Here is a 14,418-nt window from a genome sequence, read left to right as displayed (position 1 = left end):
GGCAGCAATGGCTATTGCGTCCCGACCGCCTCTGCAATGCTTGTCATGCCTTCGGCACGCACGCGGCGGGCCAGGCCGGTGATGATGTGCTGCGCCAGCCGGGGGCCATGATAGACCATGCCGCTGTAGATCTGGATCAGGCTGGCCCCGGCGCGGATGCGTTGCCAGGCATCTTCGGCACTGGCGATGCCGCCCACACCGATCAGCGGAATGGCGCCGCCCGTGGCGCTGCGGAACGCACGCAGCATTTCCAGCGCCAGCGGCGCGAGCGGCTTGCCGGAGAGGCCGCCGGTTTCGCCGGCATGGGCCGAACGCAGGCTGGCCGGGCGGGTGATCGTGGTGTTGCTCACGATCAGGGCATCGAGCCGCTTGTCCATGGCGATGCGGCAGATCGCATCGATATCCGACCGTTGCAGATCGGGCGCCAGCTTGAGGAAGATCGGCGTCTTGTGCGGGGCGCGTGCGGCGATCACCGCATCGAGCAGATCGCCCAGCGCGCTTTCATCCTGCAACGCGCGCAGGCCCGGCGTGTTGGGCGAGCTAATGTTGACCGTGAGATAGGTGGCCAGCGGTGCCATGATCCGCGTCATTTCCGCGTAATCGGCCACGCGATCGACCGAATCCTTGTTGGCCCCGATATTGGCGCCCAGGATGCCGGGCTTGCCCAGGCGCTGGGTCAGGCGCCGGCTGACCACTTCGGCGCCGTGGTTGTTGAAGCCCATGCGGTTGATCACCGCTTCGTCCTCGACCAGGCGGAACAGGCGCGGGCGTGGGTTGCCGGCCTGGGGGCGCGGGGTGACCGTGCCGATTTCGACAAAGCCGAAATCCAGCCCGAACAGCGCGTCGGCCACTTCCGCGTTCTTGTCGAACCCTGGGGCCAGGCCGACCGGATTGGGGAACACGATCCCTGCCACGCGCTGCGCCAGCGCCGGCTCTGGTGCGGCGCGGCCGCCGGCTGGCGCCATGGCCAGCGCGCGCAGCGTCAGCGTGTGTGCGGTTTCTGCCGGCAAACGAAAAAGCAAAGGACGTGCAAGACGATAGAGCATTAACGGGCCATGCGTTGGGTGCGGTCGGGGAAGGGCTTCCTATTGCGGGCCGCGCGCGCGCCGCCAAGCCGCAAAACACGCTTGGCATGGTTTAGTGTCGTGAGGGGGGGCGAAAACTTTTCCGCTGTGGCGCGGATGCCACCGATTTTGTCGAATCCATACAATCAGGGAATCGACCTATCGCTTAGGTCCGCTTTGCGACCCGAAGGGCTCGGTGCAGTGATGTATCGGGTTCTCCACTTTACGGCGGCTTGGCCCTTGGCCCAGCCGCCGTTTTTTCATCCATTATCGAAGTATCGCTTTGTATTGCTTGACATGACAGTGGCTTGGATGGTCGCTGGCAGCCATGGGGCAATACGAAAGATCACAGTATCGGCAGCCGTTCCGGGTGCAGCGATGAACCATGCCACGGCGCCGCGGCACCCTGCGGGTATCGGCCTGCGTTCTTGGGGAGGCACCGACACTGGCGGGGATAGCCTGACCCTTGATCACTGGCCCGCGCCGCCTGCCCTGGCGCCTTATATCGGCAGCTTTTTCCAGATATGCGGCGCCGATCCGCTGCAGGAAGACATGCTGCCGGCCGGCCCAGCCATGCTGGCGATATTCCTGCGCGGGGAAGGGCTGCTGCGGCTGCCCGGCGGCCTGGCCGATGCGAGCGCGCCGGCCAGCGTTATCACGCCACTGCGGGCCGCAGCGCGGATCGAGATTGCCGGGCCCTGGCACGTGTTCGGCGCGCTGCTGTCGCCGCTGGGCTGGGCGGCGCTGACTGGCGGCCTTTCCGCCTCGGAGCACGGCAACCGGCTGCGCGATGCGGGCGAACTGTTGGGCGGCGGGGTGCGCCGGCTGGCGGCAGACCTGTCCCAGGGGCACGGCGTTCGGCCCTTTACCCTGGCCGAACTGGTGGCACGCAGCGTGCCGGTACTGCAGGCGCGGCTGCATGCCCTGTCTGACGCGCACGTGCGCCTGGTGGAGGAGGTGCAGGCCTGGCTGGCCCGCGCGATGTCACCGGTGGTGGACGATCTCTATCGCGATGCGTGCTATTCCCCGCGCCAGCTGCAGCGCCTGGTCGATCGCTATTTCGGCCTGCCACCCAAGCAGCTGGCGCGGCAGCATCGCGCCCTGCGCGCCGCCGCGCTGCTCGCCGATCCCGCCACCACGCCGCAGCAGGCCGCCAGCGTGGCCGATCATTTCTATGACCAGTCGCACCTGATCCGCGAAGTGCGCCTGGTGACCGGGCGCACCCCGGCCCGGCTGGTCGAGCAGCGACTGCCCCTGCTGGATGCCATGCTGGGCCTGCATGCGCCGGCGGTGCGGCGGATCGGCCCGCCGGCCCCGGCCGCCGCGCAGCCCAACAGCCCGGACTAAGCGCGCGCGGGGCTTAGCCGGCCAGCGTGTGCGCGCCGATATCGGCCACGGTGCGTGCGCCGGTCAGCGCCATGGTCACGCGCATGTCACGCGCGATGAGATCGAGCAACTGGCCCACGCCAGCGCCGCCGCGCGCCGCCAGGGCATAGATGAACGCGCGGCCCAGCATCACCGCATCGGCGCCGCTGGCCAGCATGCGCACCACGTCGAGCCCGGTGCGCACGCCCGAATCCGCCAGGATGCGCAGATCGCCCTGCACCGCATCGGCAATGCGCGGCAGCGCCGCGACGGAAGACAGCGTGCCATCGAGCTGGCGCCCGCCATGGTTCGACACGACCAGGCCATCGGCACCAAACCGCACCGCATCGCGCGCGTCTTCCGGTTCGAGGATGCCTTTGACCACCATCGGCCCGTCCCAGAAGGCGCGGATCCATTCGAGATCCTTCCAGCCGATGCCGGGATCGAAATTGTTGCCCAGCCAGCCGATGTAATCGCCCAGCGCCATGGGCTTGCCCATATAGGCAGAGACATTGCCGAGGTCGTGCGGCTTGCCGCGCAGGCCCACGTCCCAGGCCCAGGCGGGGTGGGTCATCGCCTGGATCATGCGCCGCAGCCCGGCATAGGGGCCCGACATGCCCGAATGCGCATCGCGATAGCGCGAGCCGGGCAGCGGCATATCGACCGTGAACACCAGGGTCTTGATGCCGGCGGCCTTGGCGCGTTCCAGCACGTTGCGCATGAAGCCGCGATCCTTGAGCACGTAGAGCTGGAACCAGATCGGGCGGGGGCACTGGGCCTGTACTTCTTCGAGCGGGCAGACCGACACGGTGGAAAGCGTGAACGGCACGCCATGGGCAGCCGCGGCGCGCGCCGCCTGCACTTCACCGCGGCGGGCATACATGCCGGTCAGCCCGACCGGGGCGAGCACGACCGGCAGGGCCATGTCCTCGCCAAACAGGGTGGTGGCAGTGGACAGGCCGCCCACGTCGCGCAGCACGTTCTGGCGGATGCTCAGCGCCTGGAGATCGGCCTCGTTCCGGCGCAGCGTGGTTTCCGCACCCGATCCGCCGTCGATATAATGAAACAGAAACGGCGGCAGGCGCCGCGCGGCCGCGCCACGGAAATCGGTGGGTGCGGAAATGATCATCTGCCTTGCTTCCTGCTGTGCCGTGTGCGGCGCGGCCGTTGCCGGCGGCCGTTCCTGGCGGCAGGCACTATCACGGCAGCGCCGCAATGGGGAGGGGGAGAACCTGCGGCGATGATCGATTGTGATTGCATGCAATCAAAAAGGGGCGCCGATGGCACCCCTTTCCGAAACCGCCCTTGCAGCCACGATCAAAGTTGGAAATCAGTGGCTTGCAGGTTGACGACACCATCCAGCCGGATCCAGAAATCCGACAGGCCATCGCCATTGGTATCACCCTGGACATAGGTGTTGCCGGCAGTCTGGATATAGCGCAACTCACCCGCCACGTGATGGAATGCGCTGTTGCCGATCCAGGCAAAGGCATCATCGCCCACGGTATGGGTATTGGCATCCACCCCGATCAGCGAGATCAGGTCTTTCGAGCCGCGCGAGAAATCGGTGATGCGGTCGGCGGTGGAGGCCGTGTTGCCACCGAAATCGCCATCGCGGAAGATGAACTTGTCGGCCCCCGCGCCGCCGGTCAGCACATCGCGCCCGGCACCGCCGATGAGGCGATCGTTGCCCGCGCCGCCATCCAGCGTGTTGCGCCCGGCATTGCCGGTGATCACGTTGGCGCCGCTGTTGCCGGTCACCACCAGGTTCTTGGTGCCGGTCAGCGTCACGTTGTCGACATCGGCGCCCATGGTGAAGCTGTGGTTCGAGGCTACGGTGACCACATCGGCCAGGGCAAAGCCGATGCCACCCAAGGCTTCATACTTGCTGGCATTGATGGTGATGCCGGTAGTGGCGTCAATCGCGGTGATGCCCGAACCGGCCAGCCCGGCCAGGGTATCAGCACTGAGCGCGGCGATCGCGGCGCCGGTGTCGACCAGCGTGATCGGGCCAGAGCCGATCAGCTGGATATTGCCGAGTTGCGCTGCCCGGGCCGCGGTGAGGCTGAAGCCGCCGCCCGAGACTTCCACGCTGTCGACCCCGTTGGCATCCATGGCCGCGAACACAGCAGGCGACAGCGTGGCAAGATCGGCGGCGCTGGCCGTGATCGTCACGTCGTCGGTAGCGGCAAGGTGCATCGTGCCCAGCGCGGTAAACTGGGCCAGCGACAGCACCAGTGCATCATCGCTGGCATCGATTGCGGTAATCCCCCGCCCGGCGAGCCAGGCCAGGTCATAGGGCGACAGGTTGGCAAGCGTCGCCCCGCTTTCGGCCAGGACCACGTCGCCGCCGGCAAAGGTGTAGTCGGCATAGCGATAGAGATCGGCCAGGCCGAGCGTGAGCGTGCCCTGGGTCACGGCGATGGCATCGATGCCATGCTGGCCCAGGATGGCGCCCGTTTCGGTGTCGAGGGCAAAGGCCTGCTCGGCAGTGAGATCGACCACGGCAAGGTCTTCACCCGCAACATACATGCCGCCCATGGCGCTCACTTGCGCAAGCGAGAGATGCACGCTGCCGTCAGTGGCATCGATCACGCCAACCCCGCGCGCGGCCAATGCGGCAAGGCCATCGGGCGAAAGCGCGGCGATGTGCGCACCAGTATCAACCAGGCTGCGGCCATCATAGCCCGCCAGGACCATCGACCCGAGCGCATCGTATTGCGCCACCGACAGGGCCAGCGGGCCGTTGACCTGGATGACATCCACGCCTTGCGTCGCCAGGGCGATCAGTTCCTGCGCGTCGTGTGCCGCCAGGGCGCTGCCGCTGACCATGAGGCGCACGGTGACATCGGGATCGATCGCCAGGCCGCCCTGCGCCAGATGGTGCAGCGTGGCCAGATCGACATAGAGCGGCTCGCCCAGCGTGCCCACCATATCGACCCCGGCGGCAACCAGCGCGGCGACATCGGCGTCATCCAGCGTGGCCAGGCTATCACCGTTGAACCACAGCCTGACGGTGTCTGCGCCGGTCAATGCCACGGTGCCCAGTGCCAGGAATTGACCATAGGACAGGGTGATCTGATCGTCGGTGGCATCAATCCGGGTGACCCCGCTATCGGCAAACGTGGCCAGCGTTTCTTCGCCCAGGTTGGCGATCGCCGTGCTGCTGTCGCGCACCACGACCGCGTCGCCATGGGCAAAGCCGATGCCGTCCTGCACCAGGCGCGACCAGCTATCGACGCCCACGGTGATCGCGCCATCGGTGGCGTGGATCGTGGTGACACCGCGCGCTGCCAGGTCATCGATCTGGGTGCGCGACAGGGCGGCCAGCGTTGCTGCGCTGTCGGCCAGGGTCAGCACGTCGTCTGGTGCGATGCCCAGCGGGGCGATGGCGTGGAACTGCGCCAGCGACAGCGCCAGCACGTTGTCGGTGGCATCGATGCGGTCGAACCCGGCATCGGCCAAGGCCGCCAGTGCTTGGGGCGAGAGTGCCGCCAACGCGCTGCCGCTATCGGTGATCGTGGCGGTGCTGGCGGGGTCGATCGTCATGCCGGAGATGGCCTGGGCCTGGCTGATCGTGACGGCAAAGCCATGGCCAGTGGCGGCAATGGCCGTGACGCCGGCGGCGCGCAGGGCGGCAATATCGCCCACCGACAGCGTGGCGAGATGCGCCCCGCTATCGACCAGGGTGGCGGGCAGATCGGCGGCAAAGACCATGCTGCCCAGCGCCAGGGCCTGTGCCACGGTCAACGCGGCACTCGCACCGGGCGTGCGCAGGATATCGATGCCCTGGCTGGCGAGGTCGTGCAGTTGCGTGGGCGTCAGGGCCGAAAGCTGTCCCGCCGCGATGGCCAGCGTGACGCTGTCGCCCTGGGTCAGGGTGGCTGTGCCCAGCGCATCGAACTGCGCCTTGCTCAGCACCAGGGCATCGTTGGTGGCATCGATCCGGTCCACCCCGGCGACGGCCAGGCCAGCCAGCGCCGTGGCGGAGAGGTTGGCCAGTGCATCGCCGGTATCGGCAAGGATCACCGTATCCCCATCGGCAAAGGTAACGCTGCCGAGGGCCAGAGCCTGCGCCACGCTCACCGTCAGCGGGCCATCGCTCGCGTGGACCTGGTCAACGCCGATGGCAGCGAGCCACGACAGGGTTTCGGGGCTGAGCGCGGCAAGTGCCGTGGCGCTGTCGGCCAGGGTCACCGGCTGCGTGCCACTGACGGCGATCTCGGCCAGATGCAGGGCCTGCGTCTGCGCCAGATCGAGCACCAGCGCGCCGCTGCTGGCGTTGAGCGTGACTGCGCCAGTGGCATCGAGCAGCGCGATCGCGGTGGGCGACAGTGTGGCAAGGTGGTCTGCGCTGTCTTCAATGATGATCCCGCCGGACGACGTGGGGTAGGCGGACAGGGCAAGCGCCTGCGCCACGCTCAACGTGGGCATGGCCATGCCCAGGTCGATCGCATCGATGCCATGGTCGGCCAGGGCGGCAATCTGCGCGGGCGAAAGGCTTTCCAGCGCGGACCCGGCAAGCGACAGCGTCACCGTGGCGGCCGGGGCCATGACCATGCTGCCCAAGGCATCGAACTGTGCCTGGGTCAGCGTCAGCGCGCCGCCGGTGCTAGCCAGGATATCGACATGCATGCCGGCGAGGTGGGCAATGGCTGCGGCGTCGAGCGAGGCCAGCACGGCCGGGCTGAGAGTCAGCGTCACGCTGTCGCTGGCCGTCAGCGCCACGGTGCCATCGAGTGCCAGGAACTGGTCATAGCTGAGCGTCAGCGCGTTGTCGGTGGCGTCGATCTGCCGCACGCCGGCAATGCCCGCCTGGACCAGGTAGGCCGGATTGAGCGCAGCCAGCGCCGCGCCGCTATCGGCCAGGACGATGCTGGCCACGTCCAGGTCCACGCCATGGAGCGCATCGAACTGCGCCAGCGAAAAGGTGACGGCGCCCGGATCGGTGGCGGCGATATAGGCCACGCCCAGATCCTGCAGCCGGGCAATGTCAGCCAGCGAGAGGCTGGAGAGCGCCGTGGCGCTGTCTTCCAGCACGATCTGGTCACCCGGCGTGAACGCGAGCGGCGCCAGCGCGCGGAACGTGCCCAGGCCAAGCACGATCTGATCATCGCTGGAATCGATCGCATCGACGCCTTGCGCCACCAGGGCGGCCACGCCGGCGGTATCGAGCGCGGCCAGGTGGACGCCGCTATCGACCAGGACCAGCGTAGCAGCCGGACCGACCGTGACCTGGCCCAGCGCGGCGAGTTGGGCCGGCGAAAATGCCAGGACGTGGTCGGTCACGGCGATGGTATCGATGCCGTGCCCGGCGAGGGCGGCCAGCGCCGTGGCATCCAGCGCGGCCAGCGCGGCGCCGCTATCGGCCAGGGTCACGCTGTCACCCTCCGCCAGCACGACCTGGCCCAGCGCGACCAGCTGATCGGTCGTGACGGTAAGCGTGCCGGCGGCCGATGCCAGGGTATCGATGCCCTGGCCGGCAAGGCCGGCCAGCATCGGCAGGCCGGCATCGTCCAGTTCGGCCTGCGTGGTCACCAGCGTTGCACTGGTGGCGCTGGCAATGTGCCCGCCATCGAGCGCGTTGAACTGCGCCCACGTCCATTCCAGCGCGCTTTGCGTGGCGCTGACCACACTCACGCCATGGCCGGCCGCCTGCGCGATCTGGGTGGGCGAGAGCGCGTTGAGCACGCTGGCGTCATCGGCCAGGGTGAAGCCATGCTGCGTGGCAAAGGCCAGTCCCGCCGCAGCATCGAGCCGTGCCACGTCGAGCACCAGGGCATCGTCACTGACCATGACGATGACGCCACCCTTGGCCGAAAGCGTGGCGAGCTGCGCCGTAGTGAGAGCGGAAAGCGCCGCGCCGTTGTCTTCAATGGTCAGCACTTCGTTGGCGGCCAGGCCGATCCCGGCCATGGCCACGGCGCTCGCCGCGTCGAGCGTGAAATGGCCTTCGACGCTGCCGACCGTGGTGGCGCCCAGCGCGGCGAGGGTGGCCCATTGCGTTGGGCTCAACCCTTCCAGCGTGCTTTGCGCATCGTGCACGATCAGCGTGCTATCCGGCGCCACCAAGGTGCCAGCGAGAGCCAACGCCTGCGTCGCATCCAACTGCACCGTGCCGTCGCTGACAGCGATGCGGTCGACGCCCAGCGCCACCAGATCCGCGAGGGCCGTGGGCGAAAGGCAGCCAAGCGTTGCGCTGCTATCGCGCAGGGTCACGGTATCGGCGGCGGCCAGCGCCAGCCCGCCCAGCGCCTGCGCCTGGGCCACGCTCAGGGTCAGCTCATGATCGGTGGTGGCCAGGGCATCGACCCCGGCTGCGGCCAGATCGGCAAAGTCCTGCGCCGTAAGGGCGGCCAATTCGCTGCCGGTGGCCACCACGGTGACCAGGTCTGCAGCGGCGAGCGTGACGCCATGCAGCACCTGCGCCTGGGCCAGTGACAGGGTAAGGGCATTGTCGGTGGTGTCGACCGTGTCGATCCCCTGCGCCACCAAAGCGGCCAGCGCGGCGGCCGACAGGGCGGCAACATGGGTGCCGCTGTCGGCCAGGGTGAGCGTGTCACCGGCAGAAATGGCCACGCTGGCCAGCGCGCCAAGCTGCGCCACGTTGAGATGCAGGGCATTGTCGGTGGCATCGATCGCGTCGATCCCGGCGGCGGCCAGCCCGGCCAGCGCCGTGGCAGACAGCGCAGCAATCGCCGCGCCGCCATCGGCCAGCGTGATGCTGTCGCTGCCGGTCAGCGCGATGGAGCCCAGCGCCTGCGCCTGCGCCACGGTCAGCGCCAGGGCATTGTCGGTGGCATCGAGCACATCGATTCCGGTGGCGGCCAGCGCGGCGATCTCGCTTGCGGTGAGGGCGGCAAGGTTGGCCGCGCTATCGGCCAGCGTGATCGTATCGGCGGCGGCCAGAGTTACCACGCCCAGCGCCAGGGCCTGGTCGGCAGACAGGGTAAGCGCGCCATCGGTGGCGTGGACCGTATCGATGCCAAGCGCGGCCAGACCGGCAAGGTCAGCCGGGGTCAGTGCCGCGATATGGGCGGCCGTGTCGGCCAGGGTGATCGCGTCATCGGCGGCCAGCGCCAGGCTGCCCAGCGCCTGGACCTGCGCCACGCTCAGCGCCAGGGCATGGTCGGTGGTCGCCAGGGCATCCACCCCGGCAGCAGCGAGGGCGGTAAAATCCTGTGTGGTCAACGCCGCGAATTCGGCGCCGGTGGCCAGCACGGTGACCATGTCCGCGCCGGTAAGGGCCAGGTTGCCCAGTCCCTGGACCTGGGCGAGCGACAGGGTGAGCAAGTCATCGCGCGCATCGATCGCGGTGAACCCGCGCGCGCTCAGATCGGCCAGGTCGGCCAGCGACAGCGCGGCGATATGCGCGCCGGTATCGGCCAGCGTCAGCGTGTCGCTGCCCGACAGGGTCGCGCCGGCGAGCGCCTGGGCCTGTGCGACGGTGAGCGCGAGGGCATCGTCGCTGGCGTCGATCGTATCGATGCCGGTTGTTACCAGCGCGGCCAGGGCCGTTGCCGAAAGCGCCGCGATGCTGGCGCCGGTATCGGCCAGCGTCACGCTGTCGGATGGGGTCAGGGCGATGGTGCCAAGGGCCTGGGCCTGCGCGACAGACAGCGTAAGGCTGCCGCCCGTCGTGGCGATGCGATCGATCCCGGCAGTGGCCAGGGCCGCAATGTCGGCGGCAGAGAGCGCCGCGATATGCGCGCCGCTGTCGGTCAGCACGATGGTATCGCCGCCTTGCAGCGCCACGGCGCCCAGCGCCTGGGCCTGTGCCACGCTCAGCGCCAGAGTGCCGTCGGTGGGGTGGATCGTGTCGATCCCTAGCGCCGCCAAGCCAGCGATGGTCGCGGCGGAAAGCGCGGCAAGATTCGCGCCGGTATCGGCCAGGGTGACACTGTCCGCCTGGGTCAGGGCGATAGTGTCGAGCGCGTCGAGCTGCGCCACGGTCAGCGCCAGGGCATTGTCGGTGGCATCGATGCGGTCGATACCCAGCTGCGCCAGATCGCCGATCGTGCCGGCCGCCAGCGCGGCCAGCGTGGCGCCGGTATCGGCCAGGGTGATCACGTCTGCCCCGGTCAGGGCGGTGCCAGCCTGGCCGACCGCCAGCGCCTGGTCCACATGCAGCGTCAGGACATCGTCGATGGCGTCGATCCGCGTCACGCCATGGAGGTAAAGGTCTTCCAGGCTCGTGCCGGTCAGGGTCGCGATCGCGGCGCCACTGTCGGCCAGAACCGCGCTGTGCCCGGTGAACCACAGGTTGCCGGCGACCACGGCCTGGGCCTGCGTCACGGAGAGCATCGGCTCGCCATCGCTGGGGCCGAGCAGATCCACGCCGGCCTGCGCCAGGGCGGCGATGGCAACCGGTGACAGGGCCTCGATCTCGGCAGCCGTCGCCTGGGCGATCACGGTGTTGCCCGGCGTCAGCGCCATGGTGCCCAAGGCGCCGATCTGCGCGAGCGAAAGGGTAAGCGCCCCATCGCTGGCATCGATCGCGTCGAACCCGGCCGTGGCCAGTTGCGCCAGTTCGGCCGGGGTCAGCGCGGCCAGGTTGCTGCCGGTATCGGCCAGGGGAATGCTGTCGCTGCCGGTCAGCGCCACGCTGCCCAGCGCCAGCGCCTGCTGCACCGTCAGGCTCAACGCGTTGTCGGTGGCGTCGATGCGGTCAATGCCGATGGCGCCCAGATTGGCGATGTCGGCGGCAGAGAGCGCGGCCAGCGCCGCGCCGCTGTCGGCCAGGGTAATCACGTCGCCACGCGCCAGTTCCACCGTGCCCAGACCCTGGACCTGCGCCACGGACAGGGTGAGGGCATTGTCGGTCGCGTCGATCTTGTCGATGCCGGCGTCGGCCAGCGCGGCAAAAGCACCGGCCGAGAGCGCGGCCAGGTTGCTGCCGCTGTCGGCCAGGGTGATCACGTCGCCCGCAACCAGTTCCACCGTGCCCAGCGCCTGATACTGCGCGACCGAAAGGGTGAGCACGTTGTCGGTGGCGTTGATCTTGTCAAAGCCCGAGGCGGCCAGGCCGGCAATCTGCGCCACGCTGAGCGCGCCGATGCTGGCACCCGTGCCCGATAGCGTGAGGACGTCGTTGGCGGCCACGGTCACGCTGCCCAGCGCCTGGTATTGCGCCAGGGTCAGCGACAGGACGTTGTTGGTCGCGTCAAGCTGGTCCACCCCGGCATCGGCCAGCGCGGCGATATCGCTGGGGGTGAGGGCGGAAAGCGCAGTGCCCGTGCCGGTCAGCGTCACGGTGTCGCTGCTGGTCAGGGCCACGGTGCCCAGCGCCTGGTATTGTGCGACGCTGAGGTTGAGCACATTGTCGGTGGCGTCGATCTTGTCGATCCCGGCATCGGCCAGCGCGGCGATATCGCTGGCAGAAAGCGCGGCGATATTGGCGCCACTGTCAGCCAGGGTGATCACGTCGCCCGCGGCCAGCGTCACCACGCCCAATGCCTGGTACTGGTCCACGGTCAGGCTCAGCACGTTGTCGGTGGCATTGATCTTGTCGATGCCGTTTGCCGCGAGGTTGCCAAAATCGCTTGCCGACAGCGCCGCGATGGCAGCGCCGGTATCGGCCAGGGTGACGGTATCGGCCGCGGAATAGGGCGCATTGGCGTTGTAGGCCGACACGGTGACGTTGATATTCGCCATTTTCTTGACACCTCAAGGCGTTGAAAAGAACATGGCGTACCGCTGCCGCTTGCGCAAAAAGTGGCCGCCAGCTGTGTTGATCCGCCCGGCCAGGGCCAGGCGGCGCATATTCACGAGGTTCGGCGGCGGTTATGCAGAATCGGCTGAATCAACACAATATTGGCTGAAATCTGCTGATTGCTAAGTATATATACCAATACTGTGCGTCTTGTTCCGCTGAACGTCATGCGCGGAACGGTATGCCGTGTTCACGGTGAATTTATTGTCGGAACAGCTTACGCACAATTACGCGGCAATGCCTTGAGCGGCATCGGCGCAGAGCTGGCGCCACGCACAGCGCGGGCCAGGGGCCGATCAAGCATCAGATGTTGAGGGAAGTGGCGCACCCGACAGGATTCGAACCTGTGACCCCTGCCTTCGGAGGGCAGTACTCTATCCAGCTGAGCTACGGGTGCGTGAAGTGGCGCCCTAGCAGTGGCGGGCAGGGCATGCCAGCGGTTTTTGCACGGCCCCTGGCCACGGCATCGGCACGGTGGAAAATTAGGAATCGGTTAACAATCCCAGCCTAGCCTTTCCGCCATGGAACACCCCCCATTCCAGTCCTTCCGCGCTGGCCAAAGCCTTGATTCAGCGCCGCGCGATCCCTTGCGCGAGCAGGCGCGGCAAACGGTGCAGGGCGGCCCGCCGCCGCTGTTGCCCGGCGGCGCATCGGATGTGCTGGGGGCCGATCGGCTGGCGGCGCGGGCACGGCTGGCGGGCATGTCGCCGCTCGATACGGTGTGGATGGCGCTGCACGAGGCGGCGCGGTCGGTGGCGGTGCTGGCGGGGCGTCCCCCTGAACCGCTGCGGCCCGACGTGCGCAACTTTCCCGCGATCATGCGGGCCACCGGCGGCTGGCGGGCCGACCAGGCGCGCGACGGAATCGAAGACCTGGCTGCCGTGCTGCAACCTGGCTTGCGCGCTCTGATCGCCGCCCAGGGCCGCGCCACGCCCGAGGCGCTGCGCCAGGCCGCCCAGGCGCTGTGGCAGGAATTCGAGGCCGCGCGCGCTGCGCTGCTCGATCTGATCCCGCCGCTCAATCTTCGGCCGCAACGCTAGGGTGTGTGGGGATTCAGCCCATGGCGGGCTGCGAACGGCCGCTTTTCGCGCTTCCGGTGCTCACGTACCGAAAGTACGCTGCGCTCCGGGTCGCGAAAATCAGCCATTCTCGCTCCACCCTGACCTGAATCCCCACACACCCTAGGTCGGATCACAGCGAACCTGGCGGGCTGCGGCTTTACCTGTTCGCATTATGTTCTTAATCTGGCGGCATGTCCGATTCGATTCTCGTTCCGCCCACCGCCCCCTCGCTGTCGCCCGATGCCTTGGCCGTGGCACGCGGCGTGGCGCGGCTGTTTGCCCGCAACGATATCTGGTGCCTGGCGGAAATGCCGCTGCGCAATGGCCGGCGGGCCGATCTGATGGGGATCGATGGCAAGGGGCGGGTGGTGATCGTGGAAATCAAGGTCAGCCGCGCCGATCTGCTGGGCGATAGCAAGTGGCCGGAATACCTCGATCATTGCGACCGGTTCTATTGGGGGCTGGCACCGCATCTTGATCGCGCCGTGCTCAACGATGCGGCGTTTCTGCCGCAGGCCTGCGGCATCATCGTGGCCGATGGCTATGACGCGGAAATCGTGCGGCCGGCGCCCAGCCTGCCGTTGGCCGCCGCGCGCCGCAAGGTAGAGGTGGAGCGCCTGGCCCGCACCGCCTTGCGCCGGCAGGTGGTGGCGGCCGATCCGGCCTGCGCCACCTGGGGCATTGACCATTGAGGATGGTTTAGCCGGCCGCGGCGGCGCGCAGCACTTTGGATACCAGCGCCTGGGAGACTGACAGCACCCGTGCGGTTTCGGTCTGAGTAAGGCCGCGCGCGGCGAGCGCCACGATCTGCGCATCGCGGGCGGCCCGGGCCTGGGCACCGCTGCGCCCGCTGGTTGCTGGCAATGCGCCGGGCAATTGATCCGGTTGTTCGTCTGGCGCGTTGGTCAGCGTATCGAGCGCGAGGCCAGGGCCGACGATCTCGCGCGTGGCGGTGCGGCCGTCCGCGCCGCTCGTCGCCAGGCGGGCAAGGCCGGTGGTCTTGTCGATCGACAGGGTGCAGCGCGCCACGTCCGGCTCGGCCATGGCTTGGGCCAGCAGTGCCATGACGGCCCGCGCCAGGCCTTGGTCAACCGCTGCCTTTTCCGCGTTGCGCTTGCGCTTCTTGCCCATGCCCCATCCCCGTTGCCTGCGCTTGCCGTGATCGATGGTGTATTCGTGATATGAAAAATATCACAAAAAGCCGCGACGGCAAGGT

General features: G+C 68.1%; 7 protein-coding genes and 1 tRNA gene. 3 read left to right on the top strand and 5 right to left on the bottom strand.

Annotated features, from left to right (window positions below; all coding sequences use genetic code 11):
- Nucleotides 1-11: 11 nt before the first annotated feature.
- Nucleotides 12-1,046 (bottom strand): quinone-dependent dihydroorotate dehydrogenase, encoded by a 1,035-nt coding sequence (locus C8K14_RS08155; protein WP_022677612.1) that lies wholly within the window; start codon nt 1,044-1,046, stop codon nt 12-14.
- A gap of 396 nt (nt 1,047-1,442) precedes the next feature.
- Here C8K14_RS08155 and C8K14_RS08150 point away from each other — a divergent pair, with 396 nt between their 5' ends.
- Nucleotides 1,443-2,411, top strand: coding sequence for a helix-turn-helix domain-containing protein (locus tag C8K14_RS08150; protein WP_158271884.1), 969 nt, complete (start codon nt 1,443-1,445; stop codon nt 2,409-2,411).
- Between the two features lie 13 nt (nt 2,412-2,424).
- Here C8K14_RS08150 and lldD read toward each other — a convergent pair whose 3' ends face one another.
- From lldD to C8K14_RS08135, 3 genes are all read right to left on the bottom strand, one after another.
- Entirely contained in the window at nt 2,425-3,558 is a 1,134-nt protein-coding gene (gene lldD, locus C8K14_RS08145) for an FMN-dependent L-lactate dehydrogenase LldD (protein WP_054131626.1), read from the bottom strand.
- Between the two features lie 188 nt (nt 3,559-3,746).
- Entirely contained in the window at nt 3,747-12,083 is an 8,337-nt protein-coding gene (locus C8K14_RS08140) for a hypothetical protein (protein WP_107716334.1), read from the bottom strand.
- A gap of 378 nt (nt 12,084-12,461) precedes the next feature.
- Nucleotides 12,462-12,538: transfer RNA gene (locus tag C8K14_RS08135), tRNA-Arg, on the bottom strand.
- 124 nt (nt 12,539-12,662) lie between these two features.
- Here C8K14_RS08135 and C8K14_RS23195 point away from each other — a divergent pair.
- Complete coding sequence (locus tag C8K14_RS23195) at nt 12,663-13,181, top strand: hypothetical protein (RefSeq protein WP_082350073.1); 519 nt, start codon at nt 12,663-12,665, stop codon at nt 13,179-13,181.
- Between the two features lie 212 nt (nt 13,182-13,393).
- The gene (locus tag C8K14_RS08125) at nt 13,394-13,894 is read left to right on the top strand and encodes an MmcB family DNA repair protein (protein WP_062783146.1); all 501 of its coding nucleotides are present in this window, start codon (nt 13,394-13,396) and stop codon (nt 13,892-13,894) included.
- Between the two features lie 7 nt (nt 13,895-13,901).
- Here C8K14_RS08125 and C8K14_RS08120 read toward each other — a convergent pair whose 3' ends face one another.
- Nucleotides 13,902-14,333: a hypothetical protein gene (locus C8K14_RS08120; RefSeq protein ID WP_107716333.1), complete on the bottom strand. Its 432-nt coding sequence runs from the start codon at nt 14,331-14,333 to the stop codon at nt 13,902-13,904.
- Between the last annotated feature and the right edge of the window lie 85 nt (nt 14,334-14,418).

It is taken from the genome of Novosphingobium sp. GV079, assembly GCF_003058045.1.
GTDB lineage: Bacteria > Pseudomonadota > Alphaproteobacteria > Sphingomonadales > Sphingomonadaceae > Novosphingobium > Novosphingobium capsulatum.
Note: the sequence above shows the minus strand (reverse complement) of the source record. Positions and strands in the feature narration are given on the sequence as shown.

What these genes read in the sequence shown, in the direction of transcription:
- C8K14_RS08155 (WP_022677612.1), bottom strand. Translation starts at nt 1,046, where the DNA reads ATGCTCTATCGTCTTGCACGTCCTTTGCTTTTTCGTTTGCCGGCAGAA.
- C8K14_RS08150 (WP_158271884.1), top strand. Translation starts at nt 1,443, where the DNA reads ATGAACCATGCCACGGCGCCGCGGCACCCTGCGGGTATCGGCCTGCGT.
- lldD (WP_054131626.1), bottom strand. Translation starts at nt 3,558, where the DNA reads ATGATCATTTCCGCACCCACCGATTTCCGTGGCGCGGCCGCGCGGCGC.
- C8K14_RS08140 (WP_107716334.1), bottom strand. Translation starts at nt 12,083, where the DNA reads ATGGCGAATATCAACGTCACCGTGTCGGCCTACAACGCCAATGCGCCC.
- C8K14_RS23195 (WP_082350073.1), top strand. Translation starts at nt 12,663, where the DNA reads ATGGAACACCCCCCATTCCAGTCCTTCCGCGCTGGCCAAAGCCTTGAT.
- C8K14_RS08125 (WP_062783146.1), top strand. Translation starts at nt 13,394, where the DNA reads ATGTCCGATTCGATTCTCGTTCCGCCCACCGCCCCCTCGCTGTCGCCC.
- C8K14_RS08120 (WP_107716333.1), bottom strand. Translation starts at nt 14,333, where the DNA reads ATGGGCAAGAAGCGCAAGCGCAACGCGGAAAAGGCAGCGGTTGACCAA.